At 71.9% G+C, this 20,143-nt stretch carries 18 protein-coding genes and 1 pseudogene; 5 read left to right on the forward strand and 14 right to left on the reverse strand.

The genetic code is table 11. From position 1 onward, the window contains the following. Nucleotides 1–2: 2 nt before the first annotated feature. The gene (gene recA / locus ACGF2Y_RS23330; protein WP_392950647.1) at nucleotides 3–1,133 is read right to left on the reverse strand and encodes a recombinase RecA; all 1,131 of its coding nucleotides are present in this window, start codon (nucleotides 1,131–1,133) and stop codon (nucleotides 3–5) included. A gap of 488 nt (nucleotides 1,134–1,621) precedes the next feature. Further along, nucleotides 1,622–2,523: pseudogene (locus tag ACGF2Y_RS23335) on the reverse strand (aminoglycoside phosphotransferase family protein). A gap of 231 nt (nucleotides 2,524–2,754) precedes the next feature. On the opposite strand from ACGF2Y_RS23335, the gene ACGF2Y_RS23340 reads away from it, so the two are divergent. After that, a complete protein-coding gene (locus ACGF2Y_RS23340) occupies nucleotides 2,755–3,639 on the forward strand; it encodes an SDR family oxidoreductase (RefSeq protein WP_392950698.1) in 885 nt (294 codons plus the stop codon). 19 nt (nucleotides 3,640–3,658) lie between these two features. Here ACGF2Y_RS23340 and ACGF2Y_RS23345 read toward each other — a convergent pair whose 3' ends face one another. Beyond that, entirely contained in the window at nucleotides 3,659–4,816 is a 1,158-nt protein-coding gene (locus ACGF2Y_RS23345; RefSeq protein ID WP_392950701.1) for an AI-2E family transporter, read from the reverse strand. Between the two features lie 196 nt (nucleotides 4,817–5,012). Further along, nucleotides 5,013–5,207 (reverse strand): DUF3046 domain-containing protein, encoded by a 195-nt coding sequence (locus ACGF2Y_RS23350; RefSeq protein WP_030594640.1) that lies wholly within the window; start codon nucleotides 5,205–5,207, stop codon nucleotides 5,013–5,015. A 79-nt stretch (nucleotides 5,208–5,286) separates the two neighbouring features. Between ACGF2Y_RS23350 and ACGF2Y_RS23355 the strand changes: the two genes are divergently transcribed. Continuing rightward, nucleotides 5,287–6,201 carry a hypothetical protein gene (locus ACGF2Y_RS23355; RefSeq protein ID WP_392950650.1) on the forward strand — a complete coding sequence of 305 codons (915 nt, stop codon included), beginning with the start codon at nucleotides 5,287–5,289 and terminating at the stop codon, nucleotides 6,199–6,201. A 62-nt stretch (nucleotides 6,202–6,263) separates the two neighbouring features. Here the strand turns inward: ACGF2Y_RS23355 and ACGF2Y_RS23360 are convergent, their stop codons facing one another. The 3 genes from ACGF2Y_RS23360 to ACGF2Y_RS23370 form a co-directional block, all read right to left on the reverse strand. Beyond that, a complete protein-coding gene (locus ACGF2Y_RS23360; protein ID WP_356217632.1) occupies nucleotides 6,264–6,569 on the reverse strand; it encodes an AzlD domain-containing protein in 306 nt (101 codons plus the stop codon). Further along, nucleotides 6,566–7,381, reverse strand: coding sequence for an AzlC family ABC transporter permease (locus ACGF2Y_RS23365; protein ID WP_392950653.1), 816 nt, complete (start codon nucleotides 7,379–7,381; stop codon nucleotides 6,566–6,568). The genes ACGF2Y_RS23360 and ACGF2Y_RS23365 overlap by 4 nt, the downstream gene beginning before the upstream one ends. Before the next feature lie 179 nt (nucleotides 7,382–7,560). Beyond that, nucleotides 7,561–8,409 (reverse strand): AraC family transcriptional regulator, encoded by an 849-nt coding sequence (locus ACGF2Y_RS23370; RefSeq protein ID WP_392950656.1) that lies wholly within the window; start codon nucleotides 8,407–8,409, stop codon nucleotides 7,561–7,563. A 102-nt stretch (nucleotides 8,410–8,511) separates the two neighbouring features. Here ACGF2Y_RS23370 and ACGF2Y_RS23375 point away from each other — a divergent pair, with 102 nt between their 5' ends. From ACGF2Y_RS23375 to ACGF2Y_RS23385, 3 genes are all read left to right on the forward strand, one after another. Continuing rightward, nucleotides 8,512–13,197 (forward strand): DEAD/DEAH box helicase, encoded by a 4,686-nt coding sequence (locus ACGF2Y_RS23375; RefSeq protein ID WP_392950659.1) that lies wholly within the window; start codon nucleotides 8,512–8,514, stop codon nucleotides 13,195–13,197. Nucleotides 13,198–13,278: 81 nt separating this feature from the next. Beyond that, complete coding sequence (locus ACGF2Y_RS23380; RefSeq protein WP_392950662.1) at nucleotides 13,279–14,118, forward strand: Fpg/Nei family DNA glycosylase; 840 nt, start codon at nucleotides 13,279–13,281, stop codon at nucleotides 14,116–14,118. Nucleotides 14,119–14,154: 36 nt separating this feature from the next. Beyond that, on the forward strand, nucleotides 14,155–14,919 hold the full coding sequence (locus ACGF2Y_RS23385; protein ID WP_392950664.1) for an SDR family NAD(P)-dependent oxidoreductase: 765 nt from the start codon (nucleotides 14,155–14,157) through the stop codon (nucleotides 14,917–14,919). On the opposite strand, the gene ACGF2Y_RS23390 is transcribed toward ACGF2Y_RS23385, so the two are convergent. The 7 genes from ACGF2Y_RS23390 to ACGF2Y_RS23420 form a co-directional block, all read right to left on the reverse strand. Continuing rightward, nucleotides 14,867–15,202 (reverse strand): hypothetical protein, encoded by a 336-nt coding sequence (locus ACGF2Y_RS23390; RefSeq protein WP_392950667.1) that lies wholly within the window; start codon nucleotides 15,200–15,202, stop codon nucleotides 14,867–14,869. The two genes, ACGF2Y_RS23385 and ACGF2Y_RS23390, sit on opposite strands and share 53 nt — an antisense overlap. 169 nt (nucleotides 15,203–15,371) lie before the next feature. Further along, entirely contained in the window at nucleotides 15,372–15,548 is a 177-nt protein-coding gene (locus tag ACGF2Y_RS23395) for a CsbD family protein (RefSeq protein WP_392950703.1), read from the reverse strand. Between the two features lie 280 nt (nucleotides 15,549–15,828). Beyond that, the gene (locus tag ACGF2Y_RS23400) at nucleotides 15,829–16,212 is read right to left on the reverse strand and encodes a helix-turn-helix domain-containing protein (RefSeq protein WP_003965837.1); all 384 of its coding nucleotides are present in this window, start codon (nucleotides 16,210–16,212) and stop codon (nucleotides 15,829–15,831) included. A 109-nt stretch (nucleotides 16,213–16,321) separates the two neighbouring features. Continuing rightward, nucleotides 16,322–16,831 carry a CinA family protein gene (locus ACGF2Y_RS23405; RefSeq protein WP_392950669.1) on the reverse strand — a complete coding sequence of 170 codons (510 nt, stop codon included), beginning with the start codon at nucleotides 16,829–16,831 and terminating at the stop codon, nucleotides 16,322–16,324. Next, complete coding sequence (pgsA, locus tag ACGF2Y_RS23410; RefSeq protein WP_392950672.1) at nucleotides 16,828–17,679, reverse strand: CDP-diacylglycerol--glycerol-3-phosphate 3-phosphatidyltransferase; 852 nt, start codon at nucleotides 17,677–17,679, stop codon at nucleotides 16,828–16,830. The genes ACGF2Y_RS23405 and pgsA overlap by 4 nt, the downstream gene beginning before the upstream one ends. Beyond that, nucleotides 17,676–19,157 (reverse strand): 30S ribosomal protein S12 methylthiotransferase RimO, encoded by a 1,482-nt coding sequence (rimO, locus tag ACGF2Y_RS23415; protein WP_392950675.1) that lies wholly within the window; start codon nucleotides 19,155–19,157, stop codon nucleotides 17,676–17,678. The genes pgsA and rimO overlap by 4 nt, the downstream gene beginning before the upstream one ends. 174 nt (nucleotides 19,158–19,331) lie before the next feature. Then, nucleotides 19,332–20,132 (reverse strand): helix-turn-helix domain-containing protein, encoded by an 801-nt coding sequence (locus ACGF2Y_RS23420; protein ID WP_392950678.1) that lies wholly within the window; start codon nucleotides 20,130–20,132, stop codon nucleotides 19,332–19,334. Nucleotides 20,133–20,143: the final 11 nt, after the last annotated feature.

Here is a 20,143-nt window from a genome sequence, read left to right on the forward strand (position 1 = left end):
GACTAGCTCTTGGCCGCCGCGGTCTTGGCCGGCTTCGCCTTGGCGGCCGCAGTGGTCGCCGGCTTCGCCGCCCCGTCTGCCGCCGGTGCCTCTGGCGCAGCGGCGTCCGTAGCAGGCTCGCCCGCGTCGGCGTCCGGACGGACACCGACACCCAGCTTCTCCAGGATCTTCTTCTCGATCTCGTTGGCGAGGTCGGGATTGTCCTTGAGGAAGTTGCGGGCGTTCTCCTTGCCCTGGCCGAGCTGGTCGCCCTCGTACGTGTACCAGGCGCCGGCCTTGCGGACGAAGCCGTGCTCCACGCCCATGTCGATCAGTCCGCCCTCGCGGCTGATGCCCTGGCCGTAGAGGATGTCGAACTCCGCCTGCTTGAACGGCGGGGCGACCTTGTTCTTGACGACCTTGACGCGGGTGCGGTTGCCGACGGCGTCGGTGCCGTCCTTGAGCGTCTCGATCCGGCGGATGTCGAGGCGCACCGAGGCGTAGAACTTCAGCGCCCGGCCACCGGTGGTGGTTTCCGGGGAGCCGAACATCACGCCGATCTTCTCGCGCAGCTGGTTGATGAAGATCGCGGTGGTCTTGGACTGGTTGAGCGCACTGGTGATCTTGCGGAGGGCCTGGCTCATCAGGCGGGCCTGGAGACCCACGTGCGAGTCGCCCATCTCGCCCTCGATCTCCGCACGGGGCACCAGGGCCGCCACGGAGTCGATGACGATCAGGTCCAGGGCGCCGGAGCGCACCAGCATGTCGACGATCTCCAGCGCCTGCTCACCGTTGTCCGGCTGGGACAGGATGAGGTTGTCGATGTCGACGCCGAGCTTCTTCGCGTACTCCGGGTCCAGCGCGTGCTCGGCGTCGATGAACGCCACCGAGCCGCCGAGCTTCTGTGCGTTCGCCACGGCGTGCAGCGTCAGCGTCGTCTTACCGGAGGACTCCGGTCCGTACACCTCCACCACACGGCCACGCGGCAGACCGCCGACGCCGAGGGCGACGTCGAGGGCGGTCGATCCCGTGGGGATGACCTCGATGGGCTCGTTCGGTCGCTCGCCGAGGCGCATTACCGCACCCTTGCCGAACTGTCGTTCAATCTGTGCGAGTGCGGCGTCCAACGCCTTCTCGCGGTCGTTTCCTGCCATGGGTTCCACCCGATTTGCTTGAGTCGATCGCTTCACGTCACAGACGCTAACCCCTGCCACTGACAATGGGCCTCGACGTCCTCCCGGCCTGTGGACAACTCCACGGTCGGATCCGGGAAACCCGGCCGGAATCCCATCAGAATAGATGTTCGATTTTCGTGTCAAGCGCACCACGCGGGCCCTGCGGCGGCACCTTGGCCGGTGCGTTGTGCCGTCGCACTTCGATCACTGCCGTCAAAGGCTGATCATCGGCAGGTTCGTACCAGCGAGGACCGAGCGCCCGGACCGGAGGACCCGGGCCGGTGGCCCCGCTCGCGCGCCGTCCCCCCGCCGGCCGGACTGACCGGTTCGTCCACTTCAAGGCCATTGAGAGCGACGGTTTCATGAGCCTCAAGGAGGGCCGGACCGTCATCGGGTTCTCACGAATCCACCCAGGTGGGAGCGGGTGGGGACCAGTGAGGCTCATCACTGCCCACCTACATCAACACCTACGTCAAAGGGCCTCTCAGAACACGATCGAGCCCTGCCCGGCCCGCAGGTCCCCATGTCGGCTTGCCGCCGGGAAGGCCCTGGTCTCCGTTCCGGCCCATGTGCATGAGGAACAGGCTCTTCAGAGCGGCCAGCCCGCGGGCGCGACGGATCATCGCCTCGTCCGCATGCGCGTACACGTCGAAGAACCGCGATGCGGCGCCCGCTGGAAGGACCACCCACGCGGCCGCCAGATCCCATGCCGGATCACCGGCGAACATGTCGCCGAAGTCGATCACGCCCGAGAGCGTCCCGTCCGAGACGATGACGTTCGCGGGGTGAAGATCACCGTGCACCCATACCGGCGGGCCCGCCCACGCCGGGGCCGCGACGGCATCGGCCCGGACGGCCCGGATCCCGTCGGCGATGTCGCCGGGTGCAACGGCCTCGAAGAAGTGGTCGAAGCCGTCCGTGCACATCCTGGGGTGATCGCCGCGGTCAGGACTGGCCGGCGCATCGGCGGGCGCCTCCACATGAAGCGCCCCGAGGAAGCGCGCCAAAGCGTCGGCCGCGTCGTCGCCGCGGCTGATCGAAGTGCAGTCCAGTGGCTCGCCGGGGACCCACGTCATGATGGTCCAGGGCTTCGGGAAGAGTGCGGACGGTTCGCCGATCCGCACAGGCTTCGGGACCGGGAGAGGGAGGCGCGGGGCCAGGACAGGCAGCCATCGCCGCTCCTTGCGCTGGAGATCGGGGGCGCGTTCGGTGCGCGGCATGCGTACGGCCCACTCGTCCCCGACGCGCCACTGCTGATGTCCCAACCGCCCGCCGCTTCGCGGATGGCCAGCCCCGCAAGGTCCGGATGCTGCTCCCGCAGCAGGTCGTGAACCAGCTCTGCGGTGATCTCGATCTCGGCATCCGTCATGCGAAACCACGGTACTGGAGCGGGCACCACGGCCCCCGCCCTCCGTCCTCCGCCGGCACCCGGCACCCGGCACCCGGCACCCGGCACCCGGCACCCGGCACCCGGCACCCGGCACCCGGCCAAGCCTGCACACGTGAACGTATCGCCCTATATTCGAACGGTATGGGAGCGACTGCGGAACCCGGAACACCCCACGGCGGGCAGGCCCCCGGATGCGACCTGGCCGGCCGTGTGGCACTCGTCGCCGGAGGCACCCGCGGGGCCGGTCGGGGGATCGCCGTCCAGCTCGGCGCCGCCGGGGCCACCGTGTACGTGACCGGCCGTACGAGCGGGTCCGAGCGCTCCGAGATGGACCGGCCCGAAACGATCGAGGAAACCGCCGCCCTGGTCGACGCGGCGGGCGGACGGGGGATCGCCGTCCAGGTCGATCATCTGGTTCCCGACCGGGTCAGGGCGCTCGTGGCCCGCATCGCGAGCGAGCAGGGTGTCCTGCACATCCTGGTGAACGACATCTGGGGCGCCGAGATCGAGTGGGACAAGCCGGTGTGGGAGTCGTCGCTCGACATCGGGCTGCGCACCCTGCGGCTGGCCGTCGACACCCATGCCATCACCAGTCACTTCGCGCTGCCGCTGCTGATCGAGACACCGGGCGGCCTGGTCGTCGAGATGACCGACGGGACGGACGAGTACAACGCGTCCAACTACCGCGTCTCGTTCTTCTACGACCTGGCCAAGGCCGCGGTGAACCGGATGGCCTTCGCTCTCGGCCATGAACTCGCACCGCACCGCGCGACGGCCGTGGCGCTCACACCGGGCTGGCTCCGGTCCGAGGCCATGCTCCAGGCCCACGGGGTGACCGAGGCCACCTGGCGCGACGCCGTCGCGCACGCGCCCCACTTCGCGATCTCCGAGTCCCCCGCATACGTCGGCCGTGCCGTGGCCGCCCTCGCCGGCGATCCCGAGGTGGCCCGCTGGAACGGCAGGTCGCTCTCCAGCGGGCAGCTCGCCCAGGTGTACGGCTTCACCGATGTGGACGGGAGCCGGCCCGACGCCTGGCGGTATCTGACCGAGGTCCAGGATCCGGGGCTGCCGGCCGACGTGACCGGCTACCGCTGAGGCGGCCCGATGCGACCGGCTACCGCTGAGGCGGCCCGCCCTCGGCTCCCCCGCGGCCGGCGGCCCGGCGGCCGTTCACCAGGTGGCGTATCCGCGACGGCAACGGCCTCCTGGGAACGCGGCCGCTTCCCCCGTGCACGCGTGGATCGTCGGTGACGTCGTACCGCTTCACATAGGCGCCGAGAAACGCCTGCAGCGTGGCGACGGCGGGGATGGCGACCAGCGCGCCGACCGCGCCGAGCAGGGCCGTACCGGCGATGACCGATCCGAACGCGACCGCGGGGTGGATGTCGACGGTCTTCGCGGTCAGCTTGGGCTGGAGCACATAGTTCTCGAACTGCTGGTAGATCACGACGAACCCGAGCACCCACAGCGCGTACCAGGGATCGACCGTGAAGGCGATCAGCATCGGCAGGGCGCCCGCGAGATACGTGCCGATGGTGGGGATGAACTGCGAGACGAGTCCGACCCAGACCGCGAGCGCCGGGGCGTAGGGCACCCCGAGGACCACCAGCAGGACGTAGTGCGCGACGCCGGAGATCAACGCCATCAGACCGCGCGAGTAGATGTACCCGCCGGTCTTGTCGACCGCGATCTCCCAGGCGCGCAGCACCTCGGTCTGCCGGGCCGGCGGCAGGACGGAGCACAGGGCGCGGCGGAGCCGGGGGCCGTCGGCCGCGAAGTAGAAGGAGAACAGGAAGATCGTCAGCAGCCGGAACAGCCCGCCGAGGACCGTGGTGGAGACGTCGAGCACTCCGGTGGCGCTGTTCTGGACGTACTTCTGCAACCAGTCCGAGTGCAGCAGGCTGTCCTGGACCTCGACCCGGGAGAGTTCGGTGTGGAGGGTCTGGTTGACCCAGTTGATCACCGAGTCGATGTATCTGGGGAACTCGTCGACCATGTCGACGATCTGGCCCGCGAGCATCGACCCCAGCAGCACCACGAATCCGACGCCGAAGATCATCAGACCGAGGAAGACGAGGAACGTGGCCAGCCCACGGCGCATACCGCGACTCGCCATCCGGCCGACCGCCGGCTCGACGGCGAGCGCGAGGAAGAACGCGATCAGCACGTTCGTCAGCAGCCCGATGAGCTGGTCGAACGCCCAGCTGCTGAGCTGGAAGCAGGCGTAGAGCGCCAGGGCCAGCACCATCGCACGCGGCAGCCAGCCGGGCATACGGACCCCACCGGCGCCGGACGGCGGCACGGGTGGTGCGGCCGGCGGGGCGGACGGGGAGGCGGACGGCTGGACCGGGACGGTCTCGTCTGTCGATGGCACGGGACAAGTCTGGCCTATGTCTGCGGCCACCGGTCCCCCGCCCCGAGTCGACCGTCGCGGTTCCGCTCCTGCCCGGAACGGGGCTCCGCGGCGTTCAGCGCATGTCCGCCGGGACGTCCATGGCCGCGCAGACCCCGCGCCAGACGTCCTTGGCGTCCCAGCCCGCGTCCAGGGCCTGGTGCACCGTGCGGCCGCCGAGTTCGGCCATCACATGGTCACGGGCGAAGGAGTCCGCGTACGCCGCACCGAAGTGGTCGGCCATCCGCTCCCAGAAAATCGTCAACCGCATGCCATCAGTATCCCGCTCCTGGGAGTGCAGCCGGTCCGCCGGGCATGTGCCGGGCTCCTTTCCCCTCTACGGTCGGTCCATGGCTGGAACCGGAGCAAACGCCCTCGCCCGCGCCGAGCAGTTCATCTGGCTCACGGCCCGCGTCCTCGAACAGCGGAGGTTCGCCCATGGCTTCCTCGGCGGAGACCCCGACGCCGTGGAGACGGCCCTCTCCGCCTATCGGAACGAGGACGGCGGCTACGGTCACGCGCTGGAACCCGATCTCCGGGGTCCGGTGAGCCGGCCGCTGCACACCGCCCACGCGCTGAGCGTTCTTGATTCGATCGACCGCTGCGACGGACAGCGGATGGAACGGATCTGTCGCTATCTGACCGATGTGTCAACCAAAGAAGGCGCGCTACCCGCTCTGCTTCCCACGCAGCGCGGGTATCCCGCGGCGCCGTTCATCCCGATCGTGGACGACCCACCGGCGGAGCTGCTCGCGACCGGACCGGTCGTCGGGCTGCTGCACGCCAATCAGGTGTGGCACGCCTGGCTGTTCCGGGCGACGGACTTCTGCTGGAGTGCCGTCGAAGCTCTGGAGCAGTCCCATCCTTACGAGGTCGAGGCCGCGGTCGCCTTCTTGGACGGCGCCCCGGACCGGGCCCGCGCCGAGGCGGCGGCCGACCGCCTCGGCCGGCTGGTGCGCGAACAACGGCTCGCGGTGCTCGATCCCTCCCTGCGGGCGGAGTACCCGGTGGCGACGGGATACGCACCGGGTGAGCACCACTTCCCGCACGACTACGCCCGTACGCCCGGGTCCCTGGCCCGCCGCTGGTTCACGGACGAGGAGCTGGAGCGCTCGCTCGACCACCTGGCCGCCGAGCAGCAGGACGACGGCGGATGGCCTGTGACCTGGCGGCAGTGGGCCCCCGGAACCGTGCTGGAAGGGCGCCCCCTGGTGACGCTCAGAGCCTTGGAGACGCTCCGCTCGTACGGTCGCCCGCTCGGCTGACCGCCTGTCCGGCCTGCCGGGCGGGCTCCTCCGCGGCTTCGCTCCCCGGGCGCTCGACTCGCTCAGGCTAGTGCGCGTACGCCCGCCGTGACCAGGACACCCGCACCGACGACCACCAGGAAGGGAGCGCGCAGGACCAGGGCGAGCGCGGCCGCCCCGAGACCGGCGGCACGGGCGTCGAGGACGAGCTGCTGGCCGTCGCCGAAGGTCTGCTGCGCGGTGAGAGCCGCCAGCAGCGCCACGGGCAGCAGGGCGGCCATCCGCTGGACCAGCGGTCGCTCCAGCACGCCCGCGGGCACCAGCAGGCCCAGGAGCTTGGCGAGGTAGCAGCCCGCCACCGTCAGCGCGATGGCAATCCAGACGTTCATGAGCGCTGCCCGCCCTTCTCCCGCTGTGTCGCCGCGTCATCCTTGGCGTCCGGTCCCCGCTTCGCGCGTCCCATGAGGAAGAGGACGATCGGCGCCGCGAGCGCCGACAGCAGAACGGGCACGCCCGCCGGGAGAACGGGCAGCAGCGTCAGGGCCAGCAGGACGGCCAGCCCCGCCGTGACGCGTTCGATGGTGCTCTTGAGCATCGGCGCGAGCAGTGCGAGGAACACCGCGGGACTCGCCGCGTCCAGGCCCCATGCGTCGGTGTCGCCCAGCGCCTCGGCACCCAGAGCGCCCACCAGGGTCGTCAGGTTCCACAGCACGTACAGGGTCAGCCCCGTGACCGTGAAGCCGATGCGCGCGGCCCGCCGGGTGGGCTGCGGCAGGGTGACCGCGGTCGTCTCGTCGATGACCCAGTGGGCGGCGAAGGGCCGTACCGCACGGGGCAGGGCGAGCAGTTGGGAGAGCCGCAGACCGTAGAACGCGTTCCGCACACCCAGGAAGAACGCCCCGGCCGCCGCGGTGTAAGGGTTGCCGCCCGCGGCCAGCGCGCCGACCAGGGCGAACTGCGAGGCTCCGGTGAAGACGAGAAGACTCAGGACGCAGGTCTGAAGAAGGCTGAGACCGGAGCCGGCGGAGGTGACGCCGAAGGCGAAGCCGGAGAGCCCGACGGCGATGCCGACGCCGAGCGCGTCCCGGACGACGGCCGCGTCCGGCTTGTCCGGCCGGGCCTCGGCCGCCGGGCCGGGCGGACCGGCGGATATGGCACCGGGTACGCCGGTGCTCTCTGGGAGTGCTGTCTGTTCTGCCACGCCCGGAACGCTACGGGGACCGTTCAGGCCGGGTCTTGTACGTTCTTGCGCACCGACCGGCCGTTACGCTCGTGCAAACTCACCCGCCATCGTTCTTGCAAACTCACCCGCCGTCGCTCTACTACACACCCAGCGGCCGTAACGCTCGTGCGCACCCACCGGCGAGTACGTTGTCGCACTCACCGGCCGGGCCTCAGCACACCGCGCTCGCGCTGGTAGGCACCGGGCGGCACACCCACGATCCGGGTGAAGTGACGATTGAGGTGCGGCTGGTCCGTGAAGCCGACGGCGGTCGCGGCCTCGGCGGGGGCGAGACCGGCGTCGAGGAAGCGGCGGGCCCTGCGCACCCGGGCGTCGGTGAGCCACGTGTGGGGCGGCATCCCGTACTCCTTCTTGAAGGCCCTCAACAGAGCGAACGGGCCGGTGCCCAGCTCGGCGGCGAGCCTCTCCAGCGTGGGCGGGGCAGCCATGCGCTCCTCCAGCACGGCGCGGGCGCGTACGGCGTTCCGCGCGCCCCCGGCGTGCGTGGCCAGTCCGGGCAACGGGCTGCCGTGCCGGCTGAGGAGGTGGGTGACCAGGACCCGCAGCAGGCTGTCGGCCGCAAGCGCGTTGCCCTCCTCCGCCGCCCGGTGCACCTCGGTGATCAGCCGGGAGGCGTGGGGATCGGTCACCCCGCTCTCGGCGAAGCCGACCGTGCCGCGCAGGGACGTCACCTCGGCCGCGATGTCGTTGACGACCTGGGCCGACGGGTAGAGCGTGGCGTACGCCCAGCCCTCGGGCGCCCCGGAGCGGGCGGTGTGCGGCACCTCGGGGTTGATCATGACGACGGTGCCCGGGACCGCGTGGACGGTGCCGCCCGGCAGTCCCACGTCCTCCACCCCGCCGGTGACCGCTCCGAAGACGTAGCCCTCGTGACTGTGCCGGGGGAAGGTGTGGCGGACGTACCGGGCACGCAGCAGATCGAGGTCGGGCAGCGCGGCGTACTGCCAGTGCCGCGCCCATTCCGCCGTGCCGTCAACTCCCGCCATGGCGCCATTCTCGCAGGTCCCGGCCGTGTGCCACCGCGTGAGCGGTCCTTCGCGGGCGGCATCTCCGGCCGGTTGTCAGTGGCGGGGTGCACGATGGGGGACATGACCGGCTCCGCTCTCGACGCCTTCTCGCCCGCGACCCGCGGTTGGTTCGCCGGGGCCTTCAGCGCGCCCACCGCCGCGCAGGAGGGCGCCTGGCGGGCCATCGGCGAGGGCAGCGATGTCCTGGTCGTCGCACCGACCGGTTCCGGCAAGACGCTGGCAGCGTTCCTCGCCTCGCTGGACCGGCTGGCGGCCGAGCCGCCGCCCGCCGAGGCGAGGAAGCGCTGCCGCGTGCTGTATGTGTCCCCGCTCAAGGCACTCGCGGTCGACGTCGAGCGCAACCTCCGCTCGCCCCTGACCGGCATCCGCCAGGAGTCGGTGCGCCTGGGCCTGCCGGAGCCGGAGGTGCGGGTCGGCATCCGGTCCGGAGACACCCCGCCCGCCGAGCGGCGCTCCCTGGTGACGAGACCACCGGACATCCTGATCACCACGCCCGAATCCCTGTTCCTGATGCTGACGTCCTCCGCCCGGGACGCGCTGGCCGGCATCGAGACGGTGATCCTCGACGAGGTGCACGCGGTCGCCGGGACGAAACGCGGTGCCCATCTCGCCCTCTCCCTGGAGCGTCTCGACGAGCTGCTGCCCCGGCCCGCCCGGCGCATCGGCCTGTCCGCGACGGTCCGGCCGGTCGACGAGGTGGCCCGCTTCCTGTCGCCGCAGCGCAAGGTGGAGATCGTCCAGCCCCGGTCCACCAAGGAGTTCGACCTCTCGGTCGTCGTCCCGGTCGAGGACCTGGGCGAGCTGGGCGGTTCCCCCGCCACGGACGGCGACTCCGGTCAGGCGGACAAGCCCTCGATCTGGCCGCATGTCGAGGAGCGCATCGCCGATCTCGTCCAGTCGCACCGCTCCACCATCGTCTTCGCCAACTCCCGGCGGCTGGCGGAGCGGCTGTGCAACCGGCTGAACGAGATCGCGTACGAGCGGGCGACCGGCACCGCGTTCGATCCCGACAACCCGGCCCCCGCCCTCCCGGAGGCCCACGCCCCGGCGGAGATCATGGCCCAGTCCGGCACGGGCAGGGGCGCCCCCGCCCTGCTGGCCCGTGCCCACCACGGCTCGGTGTCCAAGGAGCAGCGGGCCCAGGTGGAGGAGGATCTCAAGGCGGGCCGGCTGCCCGCCGTGGTCGCCACCTCCAGCCTGGAGCTCGGCATCGACATGGGCGCGGTCGACCTGGTGGTCCAGGTGGAGTCCCCGCCCTCCGTCGCCTCCGGCCTCCAGCGGGTGGGCCGGGCCGGGCACCAGGTGGGCGCGGTCTCCACCGGGGTGGTCTTCCCGAAGTACCGCGGCGATCTGGTGCAGGCCGCCGTCGTCACCGAGCGGATGCGCGAAGGGGCCATCGAGGCGCTGCGCGTCCCGTCCAATCCGCTGGACGTGCTGGCGCAGCAGCTGGTCGCCATGGTGGCTCTGGACAGCTGGCAGGCCGACGACCTGCTGGCCCTGGTCCGGCGGGCCGCCCCGTTCGCCTCGCTCCCCGAGTCGGCGTTCACCGCCGTGCTCGACATGCTCGCGGGACGCTATCCCTCCGACGCCTTCGCGGAGCTGCGCCCCCGGGTGGTGTGGGACCGGGTCGGGGGTACGGTCACGGGCCGCCCCGGCGCGCAGCGGCTCGCCGTCACCTCGGGCGGCACCATTCCCGACCGGGGGCTCTTCGGGGTCTTCCTGGCCGGGGCCGACCCGAAGAAGGGCGGCGGCCGGGTCGGCGAGCTGGACGAGGAGATGGTCTACGAGTCCCGCGTCGGCGACGTCTTCACCCTGGGCACGACGTCCTGGCGGATCGAGGACATCACCCGGGACCGGGTCCTCGTCTCGCCCGCACCGGGCGTTCCGGGGCGGCTGCCGTTCTGGAAGGGCGACCAGCTGGGCCGCCCACTGGAGCTCGGCCGCGCCCTGGGGGCCTTCCTCCGCGAGATCGGCGGTCTGTCCGAGGAGGACGCCCGGCTGCGCCTGCTCGCCGCCGGACTCGACGCCTGGGCGGCGGACAACATCCTGGCCTACCTCGACGAGCAGCGCCGGGCCTGCGGTCATGTGCCGGACGACCGGACGATCCTGGTCGAGCGGTTCCGGGACGAGCTCGGCGACTGGCGGGTCGTCGTGCACTCCCCCTTCGGCGCCCAGGTGCACGCCCCGTGGGCGCTCGCCCTCTCCGCCCGCCTCGGTGAGCGGTACGGCATGGACGCCCAGGTCATGCACGCCGACGACGGCATCGTGCTGCGGCTGCCCGACGCGGACATGATGGGCCTGGACCTGCTCGACCTCGACGCCCCGGGGGACCCGGACACCGGGACCGGCGGACCGGCGCCGGCGACCGCGGCGTACGACAGCGACCAGCCCCCGGTGGCGGCCGCCGACGTCGTCTTCGACCAGGGCGAGGTCCAGCAGATCGTCACCGACCAGGTGGGCGGATCGGCTCTGTTCGCCGCCCGGTTCCGGGAGTGCGCCGCGCGCGCCCTGCTGCTGCCCCGGCGCTCCCCCGGCAAGCGCACCCCGCTCTGGCAGCAGCGCCAGCGGGCCTCCCAGCTGCTCCAGGTCGCCTCGGAGTTCGGCTCGTTCCCGATCGTTCTGGAGGCCGTCCGCGAATGCCTCCAGGACGTGTTCGACGTCCCCGGGCTCACGGAACTGATGGGCGACCTGGAGGCGCGCCGGGTCCGGCTGGTCGAGGTGACCACCCAGGAGCCCTCACCGTTCGCCCGTTCGCTCCTCTTCGGCTACGTGGCCCAGTTCCTGTACGAGGGCGACTCGCCGCTCGCCGAGCGGCGCGCCGCCGCCCTCTCCCTGGACTCCCGTCTCCTCGCCGAGCTGCTGGGTCAGGCGGAGCTGCGTGAACTGCTCGACCCCGAGGTCCTCACCGAGCTGGAGCGGGAGCTGCGGTGGCTCACCGAGGACCGGCGGATCAAGGACGCCGAGGGGGTCGCCGACCTGCTGCGCGTGCTCGGTCCGCTCACGGACGCCGAGCTGGCCGAGCGGGGCGCCGAGCCGTCCTGGGCGCCGGAGCTGGCGGCGGCCCGCCGAGCGATCCAGGTCCGGATCGCCGGTACCGGTCACTGGGCGGCGATCGAGGACGCGGGCCGACTGCGCGACGCCCTCGGCACCGCGCTTCCGGTCGGCGTTCCCGAGGCGTTCACCGAGCCGGTGAAGGACCCGCTCGGCGACCTTCTCGCCCGCTTCGCACGGACGCACGGCCCGTTCACCGCCACCCGGGCCGCCGAGCGTTTCGGGCTCGGCACCGCCGTCACCGACGGCGCGCTGCACCGGCTGTCGGCCTCCGGCAGGATCGTCCAGGGCGAATTCCATCCGGCGGGCATCGGTCAGGAATGGTGCGACGCCACGGTGCTGCGCCGGCTCCGCCGCCGTTCGCTGGCGGCGCTCCGCCAGGAGCTGGAGCCGGTGCCGCCCGCGGCCCTCGCCTCCTTCCTCCCCCAGTGGCAGCACTTCGGCTCCAACAGCCTGCGGGGCATCGACGGGCTGGCCCGCGCCGTCGAGCAGCTCCAGGGCGCGCCCGTCCCCGCGTCGGCGCTGGAGAAGCTGATCCTGCCGAGCCGGGTCATGGGCTACGCCCCGGCGATGCTCGACGAGCTGACGACCACGGGCGAGGTCGTCTGGGCCGGTGCGGGGGCGTTGCCCGGCAAGGACGGCTGGGTCTGTCTCTACCTCGCCGACAGTGCGCCGCTGCTCCTGCCTCCTCCGCATCCGCTGGAGCTGTCGGCGCTCCACGCGTCCGCGCTCACCACGCTCTCCGGCGGATACGCCCTCTTCTTCCGCCAGATCGCCGACCAGGTGCGGGCCACGACCCACCCGGACTGCACGGACCAGCAGCTGGCCGACGCCCTGTGGGACCTGGCCTGGTCCGGGCGGCTCACCAACGACACCCTGGCCCCGCTGCGTTCGCTCCTGGGCTCGGGACGGACGGCCGGCTCCACCGCCCACCGCTCCCGGCGCAGCGTCCCGCGCGGGCGCTACGGCTCGCTCACCGCCGCCGCCCGTCCCGCGTCCCGTACCGGCCCGCCGACCGTTTCGGGCCGCTGGTCCCTGCTGCCCCCGGTCGAACCGGAACGGACCCACCGCGCCCACGCCCTGGCCCGCACCCTCCTCGACCGGCACGGTGTCGTGACCCGGGGCGCGGTGCAGGCCGAGGGGGTGGAGGGCGGCTTCTCCGCGACGTACCGCGTCCTGGCCGCCTTCGAGGACAACGGGCAGGCACGGCGCGGCTATGTGGTCGAGGGGCTCGGGGCCGCCCAGTTCGCGATGGAGGGCGCGGTGGACCGGCTGCGGGCGGCGTCCACGGCGCGTGACCGCCGGGATCCGGACGCCGCACCCCAGGCCCTGGTGCTCGCGGCCGCCGACCCTGCCAACGCGTACGGCGCGGCCCTGCCGTGGCCCGAGTCCCCGGACGGTGCCGGACACAAGCCGGGCCGCAAGGCGGGGGCGCTGGTGGTCCTCGTCGACGGCGAGCTGACGCTCTACATGGAGCGCGGCGGCAAGACCCTCCTGGCCTGGCCGTCCGACCCCGAGGCCCCAGCCCTGCGAGCGGCTGCCGGGGCCTTGGCCGCCTCGGCCCGAGCCGGCACCCTGGGCACGGTGACGGTGGAGCGGACGAACGGCGTCTCCTCCCTCACCTCGCCGCTGGGCCGGACACTGGAGGCGGCCGGGTTCCTCGCCACCCCGAGAGGCCTGCGCCTGCGCGGCTGACCCGGGCCACCGGATCAGGCCCCGGGTCGGCGGCGGGCCCGGGTCGGCGCACAACCGCCCCGGCGCACCCATCATGGAGGCATGCCCGAAGGAGACACCGTCCTGCGGACCGCCACCCGGCTGCACGAGGCACTGGCGGGGCAGGTGCTGACCCGGTCGGACCTGCGGGTCCCCCGCTTCGCCACCGCCGACCTCACCGGCCGGACCGTCCTGGACGTCACCGCGCGCGGCAAGCACCTGCTGACCCGTATCGAGGGCGGCCTGACCCTGCACAGCCACCTCCGGATGGACGGATCCTGGCGGGTGTACGACCCGGACGAGCGCTGGCGGGGCGGCCCGGGACACCAGATCCGAGCGATCCTCGCCAACGCGGAGCACACCGCGGTCGGCTACCGCCTGCCTGTGCTGGAACTGCTGCGCACCAGCGAGGAGAGCCGGGCCGTGGGCCATCTGGGCCCGGACCTGCTGGGCCCCGACTGGGCCCCCGGCATCGCCCTGGACCGGCTGCTGGCCGCACCGGAGCGCCCCCTCGGCGAGGCACTCGTGGACCAGCGCAATCTGGCGGGCATCGGCAATGTCTACAAGTGCGAGCTGTGCTTCCTGGCCCGCGTCACCCCCTGGCTCCCCGTGGGCGCTCTGCCCGACGGCGTACTCCCCCGGCTCGTCACCCTGGCCGAGCGCCTGCTGCACGCCAACCGCGACCGCCCCACCCGCACCACGACCATCACCTCCGGACTCCGCACCCCGACAGGGCATCCGGGCCCTCCCACCGGAGCATCCGTTCGCGTACAGGAGCGGCTGTACGTCTACGGGCGCGCCCGCCGTCCCTGTCTGCGCTGCGGCGCCCCGATCCGTCTCGCCGACCAGGGCGGCCGGCCCACCTACTGGTGCCCCGGCTGCCAATCAGGCCCGGCCCCCTAGTTGACGCTCCGTCAGATGCGGTCGTACGGTCCCGTCATGCCTCTCTCCGTGTACGACCTCACGGGCCGTGCCGCGTTCATCACCGGTGCGGCGAGCGGTATCGGGCGGGCGAGCGCCCTGCTGCTCGCTGAGGCCGGAGCCACGGTGCACTGCGCGGACCGCGACGAGACGGGCCTGCGCCGGACGTACGACCTGATCGCCGACGCCGGCGGCAGCGCCCGGACCCACGCCCTCGACGTCACCGACCGCGACCAGGTCCGTGCGGCCGTCGGCGCGGCCGGACATCTCGGCATCCTGGTCGCCGCGGCCGGGATCATGCACACCAGCAGCGTGCTGGAGACGGCGGACGAGGACCTGGACCGGGTGCTGGCGGTCAACTTCAAAGGGGTGCTGTACGCCTGCCAGGAAGTGGCCCGCTCCATGACGGCCCGCTCCGCACCCGGCTCACTGATCACGATGGCGTCCGGCGCCGTGGACTCCGCGAGCGCGGGCCTGCTCTGCTACAGCGCCGCGAAGGCTGCCGTGGTGCAGCTCACCAAGACCCTCGCCACGGAGCTGGGACCCCACGCCATACGGGTGAACGCCGTCGCGCCCGGCTGGATCCGTACGCCGATGACCGACCGGCGCGATGCCGCCGGCCGGCACCGGGCGGAGGCGACGATGGCCCGGATCTCCCCGCTGGGCCGGGTCGGCGAACCCGAGGACGTCGCCCATACCGTGCTGCACCTGGCGTCGGACGCCTCGGCGTTCACGACCGGCCAGATCCTCCGGCCGAACGGCGGCGTCGCCATGCCCTGGTGAGCAGCCCGGCAGACCGCCCCCGCCGACCACCGCCTCCGGAACCGCCCCCATCCCCGCCACCGCCCCCGGGGCCCGTCCGCCGCCTCGTCAACGAGCCCAACGGACCCAACGGCACGACCGACGGAACCGACGCGACATGCACCGGCAACAGGCTCAGTCCCCAGCCACCCGCCGCCACCGCCCCCTCCACCAACCCCGCCTGATCCGGATGCAGCACCAGCCGGAGCACCGCCCACCACCACAGCCCGCCGAGGACCAGCGCCGGCACCCAACGCCGTCTCATCGCTGCCTCCTGCGGCCGACGCCCTTTCCCGCAGTTTCCCCTGGCAGCGGCGGCGGTGCACCCAGAACGTCCGGCCGAGGGGCCACCCGCACAGGAGTGCCCCCGCCGTTTCGGCGGGGGCACTCCGATCACTCAAACCCCTGGGGGGCGGGCGCGGCGGGCCGCAGGACTACGCGTCGTCGTCGCTGCGAAGAGAGTCCTTGACGCCCTTCGCACGGTCGCCGACCTCGTCCACCGCGTCCTTGGCCCGGCCCTTGGCCTGGTCGGCCTTGCCCTCGGCCTCCTTCCGGTGGTCGCCGGTCAGCTTGCCGACCGCTTCCTTGCCCTTGCCCTTGAGCTTGTCCATGGCGCTGTCATCACTCACGATGCCGCTCTCCTTCCACTCGGGTCATGTGCGCTGCCCCCTCCGTCAGCCGCTTCACCGGCCGCCTCGGCACATCACCGACGATGGCATGTATGAAGCAAAACGGTCATACGAGGCACCTCCCATACGCCCACCGAATCCTCCATATGCCCACCGGATCCTCCGTGCGCCCACCGGCCCACGGCCGCACGCAACGCAGAAGTCCCGGCCGACCCCGTCAGGGGCCGACCGGGACTCCGGTCGAGCAACTGTGCCGCGTGGATCAGGCGGCGACGACGTCCACCGCTTCCGCGGGCGCCTTGATGGTCACCCGCCCCGACGGCACACCTGCGACCGACGAGACGGAGACGGAATTGAGCATGGGACGAACCGGTACTGGGACCGGATCACTGGCAGCTGCCGACTCGGCCAGCTCAGCGAGCGAGAGCTCGTCGCTCACTTCACGCATGAGCTCGGACATCCGTACGTCAAGCGCGTCGCAAATCGCGGAGAGCAGCTCGGAGGATGCCTCCTTCTGCCCCCGCTCCACCTCGGAGAGATAACCGAGCGAGACCCGGGCGGACGAGGAGACTTCGCGCAGAGTACGGCCTTGGCGCTGGCGCTGCCGACGCAGCACGTCACCCAGCAGGCGACGGAGCAGAATCATCGGTGGCTCCCTCCTCGGACCGCGTAGCCGCATCCTTCACGCCCTACCGTACCGCCTTGTGCTGCGGCCGTGCGGGGAGCGATGTCGTGTTCACTCAGGGCTGCAAACATCAATTCCCCCCGTTCTGTTCCGTATCCTGTGCCCGCGCATTCTCACCGAGTTCGCTCGCGAGCAGGTCGAGGGCGCTTCGCACACTCTCACTACGGATATCCGCCCTCTCACCATTCAACCGCAGAGCCGTCACTTTCTCGACGCCAAGGGGCCCGGCCACGGCCACGTAGACGGTGCCGACCGGCTGCCCGTCCTGTGGTGCCGGCCCCGCGACCCCCGTGGTGGAGACGCCCCAGTCGGCGTCGAGAACCCGGCGTACCCCGGCCGCCATCTGCAGTGCGACCTCGGGGTCCACGGCTCCGCGCTCCGCCAGAAGAGCCCCGTCGACGCCCAGGACATCCCGCTTCAGGAAGGTGGCGTATGCCGTCACCGATCCCCGGAAGGACCGGGAAGCACCGGGTACGGAGGTCAGATCGGCGGCGACCAGGCCGCCCGTCAGCGATTCGGCGACGGCGAGCGTCTCGCCCCGCGCTCCGAGAAGCCGGAGCACCCGGGCAGCGGCTGTCACCGCTCGGCCTCCGCGGCGTCGCGCGCCTCGGACGCACGTCGTACGTCCGTCACACCGGTCACAGCGCCCGCGGCCGGACCGGCACCGGCCGCGGTGCCGGCGGCGGGGGCCTGGACATCAGCCGCGGTGCCGCCAGGGGTCTCGAGCGCCTCTGTGGCCTCAGTGGCCGCAAGGGCCTCCCCGGCCCGCTCGGCTGCGGCGGCGCGCTCGGCGGCGAGGCCCTTGCGGCGCAGGACGACGGCCTGGCGTACGTAATCGAGTCCGGTGACGACCGTCAGCACGACGGCGACCATCATCACCCAGAAGCGCAAGGTCGCCAGGGGGCCGGTGAGCACCAGGACATACATCCCGGCCGCCGTCCCCTGTGCGAGCGTCTTCAGCTTGCCGCCTCTGCTCGCCGGGATCACCGCGTGCCGGATCACCCAGAACCGCATCAGCGTGATGCCCAGCTCACGGGCGAGGATCACTCCGGTGATCCACCACGGCAGGTCGCCCAGGACGGAGAGGGAGACCAGCGCCGCGCCCATGATCGCCTTGTCGGCGATCGGGTCGGCGATCTTCCCGAAGTCCGTCACCAGGTTGTACGCCCGTGCCAGATGGCCGTCGAACAGGTCGGTGATCATCGCGATGGCGAAGGCCGCCCAGGCGAAGGCGCGCCAGACCGGATCGTATCCGCCGTCGTGGAACAGCAGCAGCACGAAGCCGGGCACGAGCAGCAACCGCACCATGGTCAGGATGTTGGCGATGTTCCACAGGCTGGCCTGGTTGACGGCCGCAGTGCCCAGCTTGCCGCCGCGGACCGGCTTCGCGCCGGAGCCGCCTGCCGCGGATGCCGGGACTCCGGTCATCTGGCTGCCTCCGCAAGCTCGTGGTGTTCGGCCACCAGGTCGACGCCCTCGGTGCCCACTGCCTTTGCCTCGACCATACGGCCCGGCACGAGTCCCTCGCGTGTGGTGAAGACCACCTGGCCATCCGTTTCGGGGGCCTGGTGCGCCGCACGTCCGATCGCGGCCTCGCCGTCGTCGTCCGACTCCACGGACTCCACCAGCACCTGGAGGGTCTCGCCGACGCGCTCCTCGGCCCGCTGCGAGGTCAGCTCCTCGGCCAGCTGGGAGATGTGGGCGAGGCGCTCCGCGATGGTGTCGGCGTCGAGCTTGTTCTCGTAGCCGACCGCCTCGGTGCCCTCCTCGTCGGAGTAGCCGAAGACGCCGATCGCGTCGAGGCGGGCGCCGGTGAGGAAGCGTTCCAGCTCGGCGAGGTCCGCCTCGGTCTCGCCGGGGAAGCCGACGATGAAGTTGGAGCGGGCGCCGGCCTGGGGCGCCTTGGTCCGGATGGTGTCCAGGAGCTCCAGGAAGCGGTCGGTGTCGCCGAAGCGGCGCATCGCGCGCAGCACACCCGGGGCGGAGTGCTGGAAGGAGAGGTCGAAGTACGGGGCGACCTTCGGCGTCGAGGTGAGGACGTCGATGAGTCCGGGACGCATCTCGGCGGGCTGGAGGTAGCTGACCCGGATCCGCTCGATGCCGTCCACGTCGGCCAGCTCGGGCAGCAGGGTCTCCAGGAGGCGGATGTCGCCGAGGTCCTTGCCGTAGGAGGTGTTGTTCTCGGAGACGAGCATGACCTCCTTGACGCCCTGCTCGGCCAGCCAGCGGGTCTCCTGCAGCACGTCCGAGGGACGCCGCGAGATGAACGATCCGCGGAAGGAGGGAATGGCGCAGAAGGAGCAGCGTCGGTCGCAGCCGGAGGCGAGCTTCACCGAGGCGACGGGGCTGGTGCCGAGCCTGCGGCGCAGCGGCGCCCGCGGCCCGGAGACCGGCGCGACCCCTTCGGGAAGGTCCTCGGGGGCGGGGGCGGGCGTCTCCTGGGCGTGGCCGGGCAGCGCCACGGCGGCGTCCTGCCGCTCGGCGGGGCTGATCGGCAGCAGCTTGCGGCGGTCGCGCGGGGTGTGCGAGGCGTGGATGCCGCCGTTGAGGATGGTCTGGAGCCGGTCGGAGATATCGGCGTAGTCGTCGAATCCGAGGACGCCGTCCGCCTCCGGCAGGGCCTCGGCGAGGTCCTTGCCGTAGCGCTCGGCCATGCAGCCGACGGCGACGACGGCCTGGGTGCGGCCCTGGTCCTTCAGATCATTGGCTTCGAGCAGGGCGTCGACGGAGTCCTTCTTGGCGGCTTCGACGAACCCACAGGTGTTGACGACTGCGACATCCGCGTCGGAGGCATCCTCGACGAGGTCCCAGCCGTCCGCTGCCAAGCGGCCTGCAAGCTCCTCCGAGTCCACCTCGTTACGGGCGCAGCCAAGAGTGACAAGGGCGACGGTACGGCGTTCGGGCATGGACTCAAGACTACTTTGTCCCGGCGGCCCCCCTGCCGTGCAGGGTTGCCGACGCCGCACGGAGCCCCTTCCCTGCTACGGGGAGTGACAGTGTCCGGGCCGGGGAACGCCGACGGGCGCCCGGCGCGAGGCCGGACGCCCGTCGGGACGTGTACGGGAACGGAGGGCGGCGGATCAGCCGGCCTCGGGATCACCCTTGGTGTAGGAGAGCCGCTCGACCTGGCCCGGACCGAAGCGGTCCTGGACCTGCTTGCCGTTGACGAAGAGCTCGATCGCCCCGGCGTCGCCGAGGACGAGGTCGATGCGCTCCTTGTCCTGGAAGGTCTTGGACTCGCCCTGGAGCAGCAGCCCGTCGAAGAGCAGCCGCCCGTTGTGGTCCTTGGCCGAGATCCAGCTCTTGCCCCGGTCCGCACTGAGCTTGACCGTCACCTTGTCCCGGGGGGCGGCGGCGATGGCGCTCTCGGAGGGCACGGGCTCGGGGTCGGAGGGCTTGGTGGCGGTGGGCTCGGCCGCGGTCTTGTCGGGCTTGGAGCCCTCCGCGATCTGCGCGGTGTTCGCGGGTTCGTCCTCGCCGCTGAAGAGCGTGAAGCCGACGAACCCGATGACGGCGACGATGGCCGCGACCATGGCGGCGGTCCAGTTGGGCCGGCGGGGTTCGGAGCGGATGCGTTCCGCTTCGAACAGCGGTGCCGCGGGGGTCGGTGCGGGACGGCCGCCGTGATCGGCGTCGTACTCCTCGACCAGCGGTTCCGGATCGAGGCCGACGGCGCGCGCGAGCGTGCGGATGTGGCCGCGGGCGTAGACGTCGCCGCCGCAGCGGGAGAAGTCGTCCTGCTCGATCGCGTGCACGATGGGGATGCGCACCCGGGTGGAGCTGCTGACTTCCTCGACCGTCAGAGCTGCGGCGATACGAGCCTGCTGAAGGGCACGACCGATCGAAGGCCGGTCGTCTTCGGGAGAGTTGCCGATGGACACGGGGGCGCCTT

Origin of the sequence: Streptomyces sp. NPDC048142 (assembly GCF_043202835.1) — a bacterium.
Taxonomy (GTDB): domain Bacteria; phylum Actinomycetota; class Actinomycetes; order Streptomycetales; family Streptomycetaceae; genus Streptomyces.

Bases quoted from the DNA above. Each gene is read 5' to 3' on its own strand.
- recA (WP_392950647.1), bottom strand. From the start codon at position 1,133: ATGGCAGGAAACGACCGCGAGAAGGCGTTGGACGCCGCACTCGCACAG.
- ACGF2Y_RS23345 (WP_392950701.1), bottom strand. From the start codon at position 4,816: ATGCCCGGCTGGCTGCCGCGTGCGATGGTGCTGGCCCTGGCGCTCTAC.
- ACGF2Y_RS23350 (WP_030594640.1), bottom strand. From the start codon at position 5,207: ATGCGGTTGACGATTTTCTGGGAGCGGATGGCCGACCACTTCGGTGCG.
- ACGF2Y_RS23355 (WP_392950650.1), top strand. From the start codon at position 5,287: ATGGCTGGAACCGGAGCAAACGCCCTCGCCCGCGCCGAGCAGTTCATC.
- ACGF2Y_RS23360 (WP_356217632.1), bottom strand. From the start codon at position 6,569: ATGAACGTCTGGATTGCCATCGCGCTGACGGTGGCGGGCTGCTACCTC.
- ACGF2Y_RS23370 (WP_392950656.1), bottom strand. From the start codon at position 8,409: ATGGCGGGAGTTGACGGCACGGCGGAATGGGCGCGGCACTGGCAGTAC.
- ACGF2Y_RS23375 (WP_392950659.1), top strand. From the start codon at position 8,512: ATGACCGGCTCCGCTCTCGACGCCTTCTCGCCCGCGACCCGCGGTTGG.
- ACGF2Y_RS23380 (WP_392950662.1), top strand. From the start codon at position 13,279: ATGCCCGAAGGAGACACCGTCCTGCGGACCGCCACCCGGCTGCACGAG.
- ACGF2Y_RS23385 (WP_392950664.1), top strand. From the start codon at position 14,155: ATGCCTCTCTCCGTGTACGACCTCACGGGCCGTGCCGCGTTCATCACC.
- ACGF2Y_RS23390 (WP_392950667.1), bottom strand. From the start codon at position 15,202: ATGAGACGGCGTTGGGTGCCGGCGCTGGTCCTCGGCGGGCTGTGGTGG.
- ACGF2Y_RS23395 (WP_392950703.1), bottom strand. From the start codon at position 15,548: ATGGACAAGCTCAAGGGCAAGGGCAAGGAAGCGGTCGGCAAGCTGACC.
- ACGF2Y_RS23400 (WP_003965837.1), bottom strand. From the start codon at position 16,212: ATGATTCTGCTCCGTCGCCTGCTGGGTGACGTGCTGCGTCGGCAGCGC.
- pgsA (WP_392950672.1), bottom strand. From the start codon at position 17,679: ATGACCGGAGTCCCGGCATCCGCGGCAGGCGGCTCCGGCGCGAAGCCG.
- rimO (WP_392950675.1), bottom strand. From the start codon at position 19,157: ATGCCCGAACGCCGTACCGTCGCCCTTGTCACTCTTGGCTGCGCCCGT.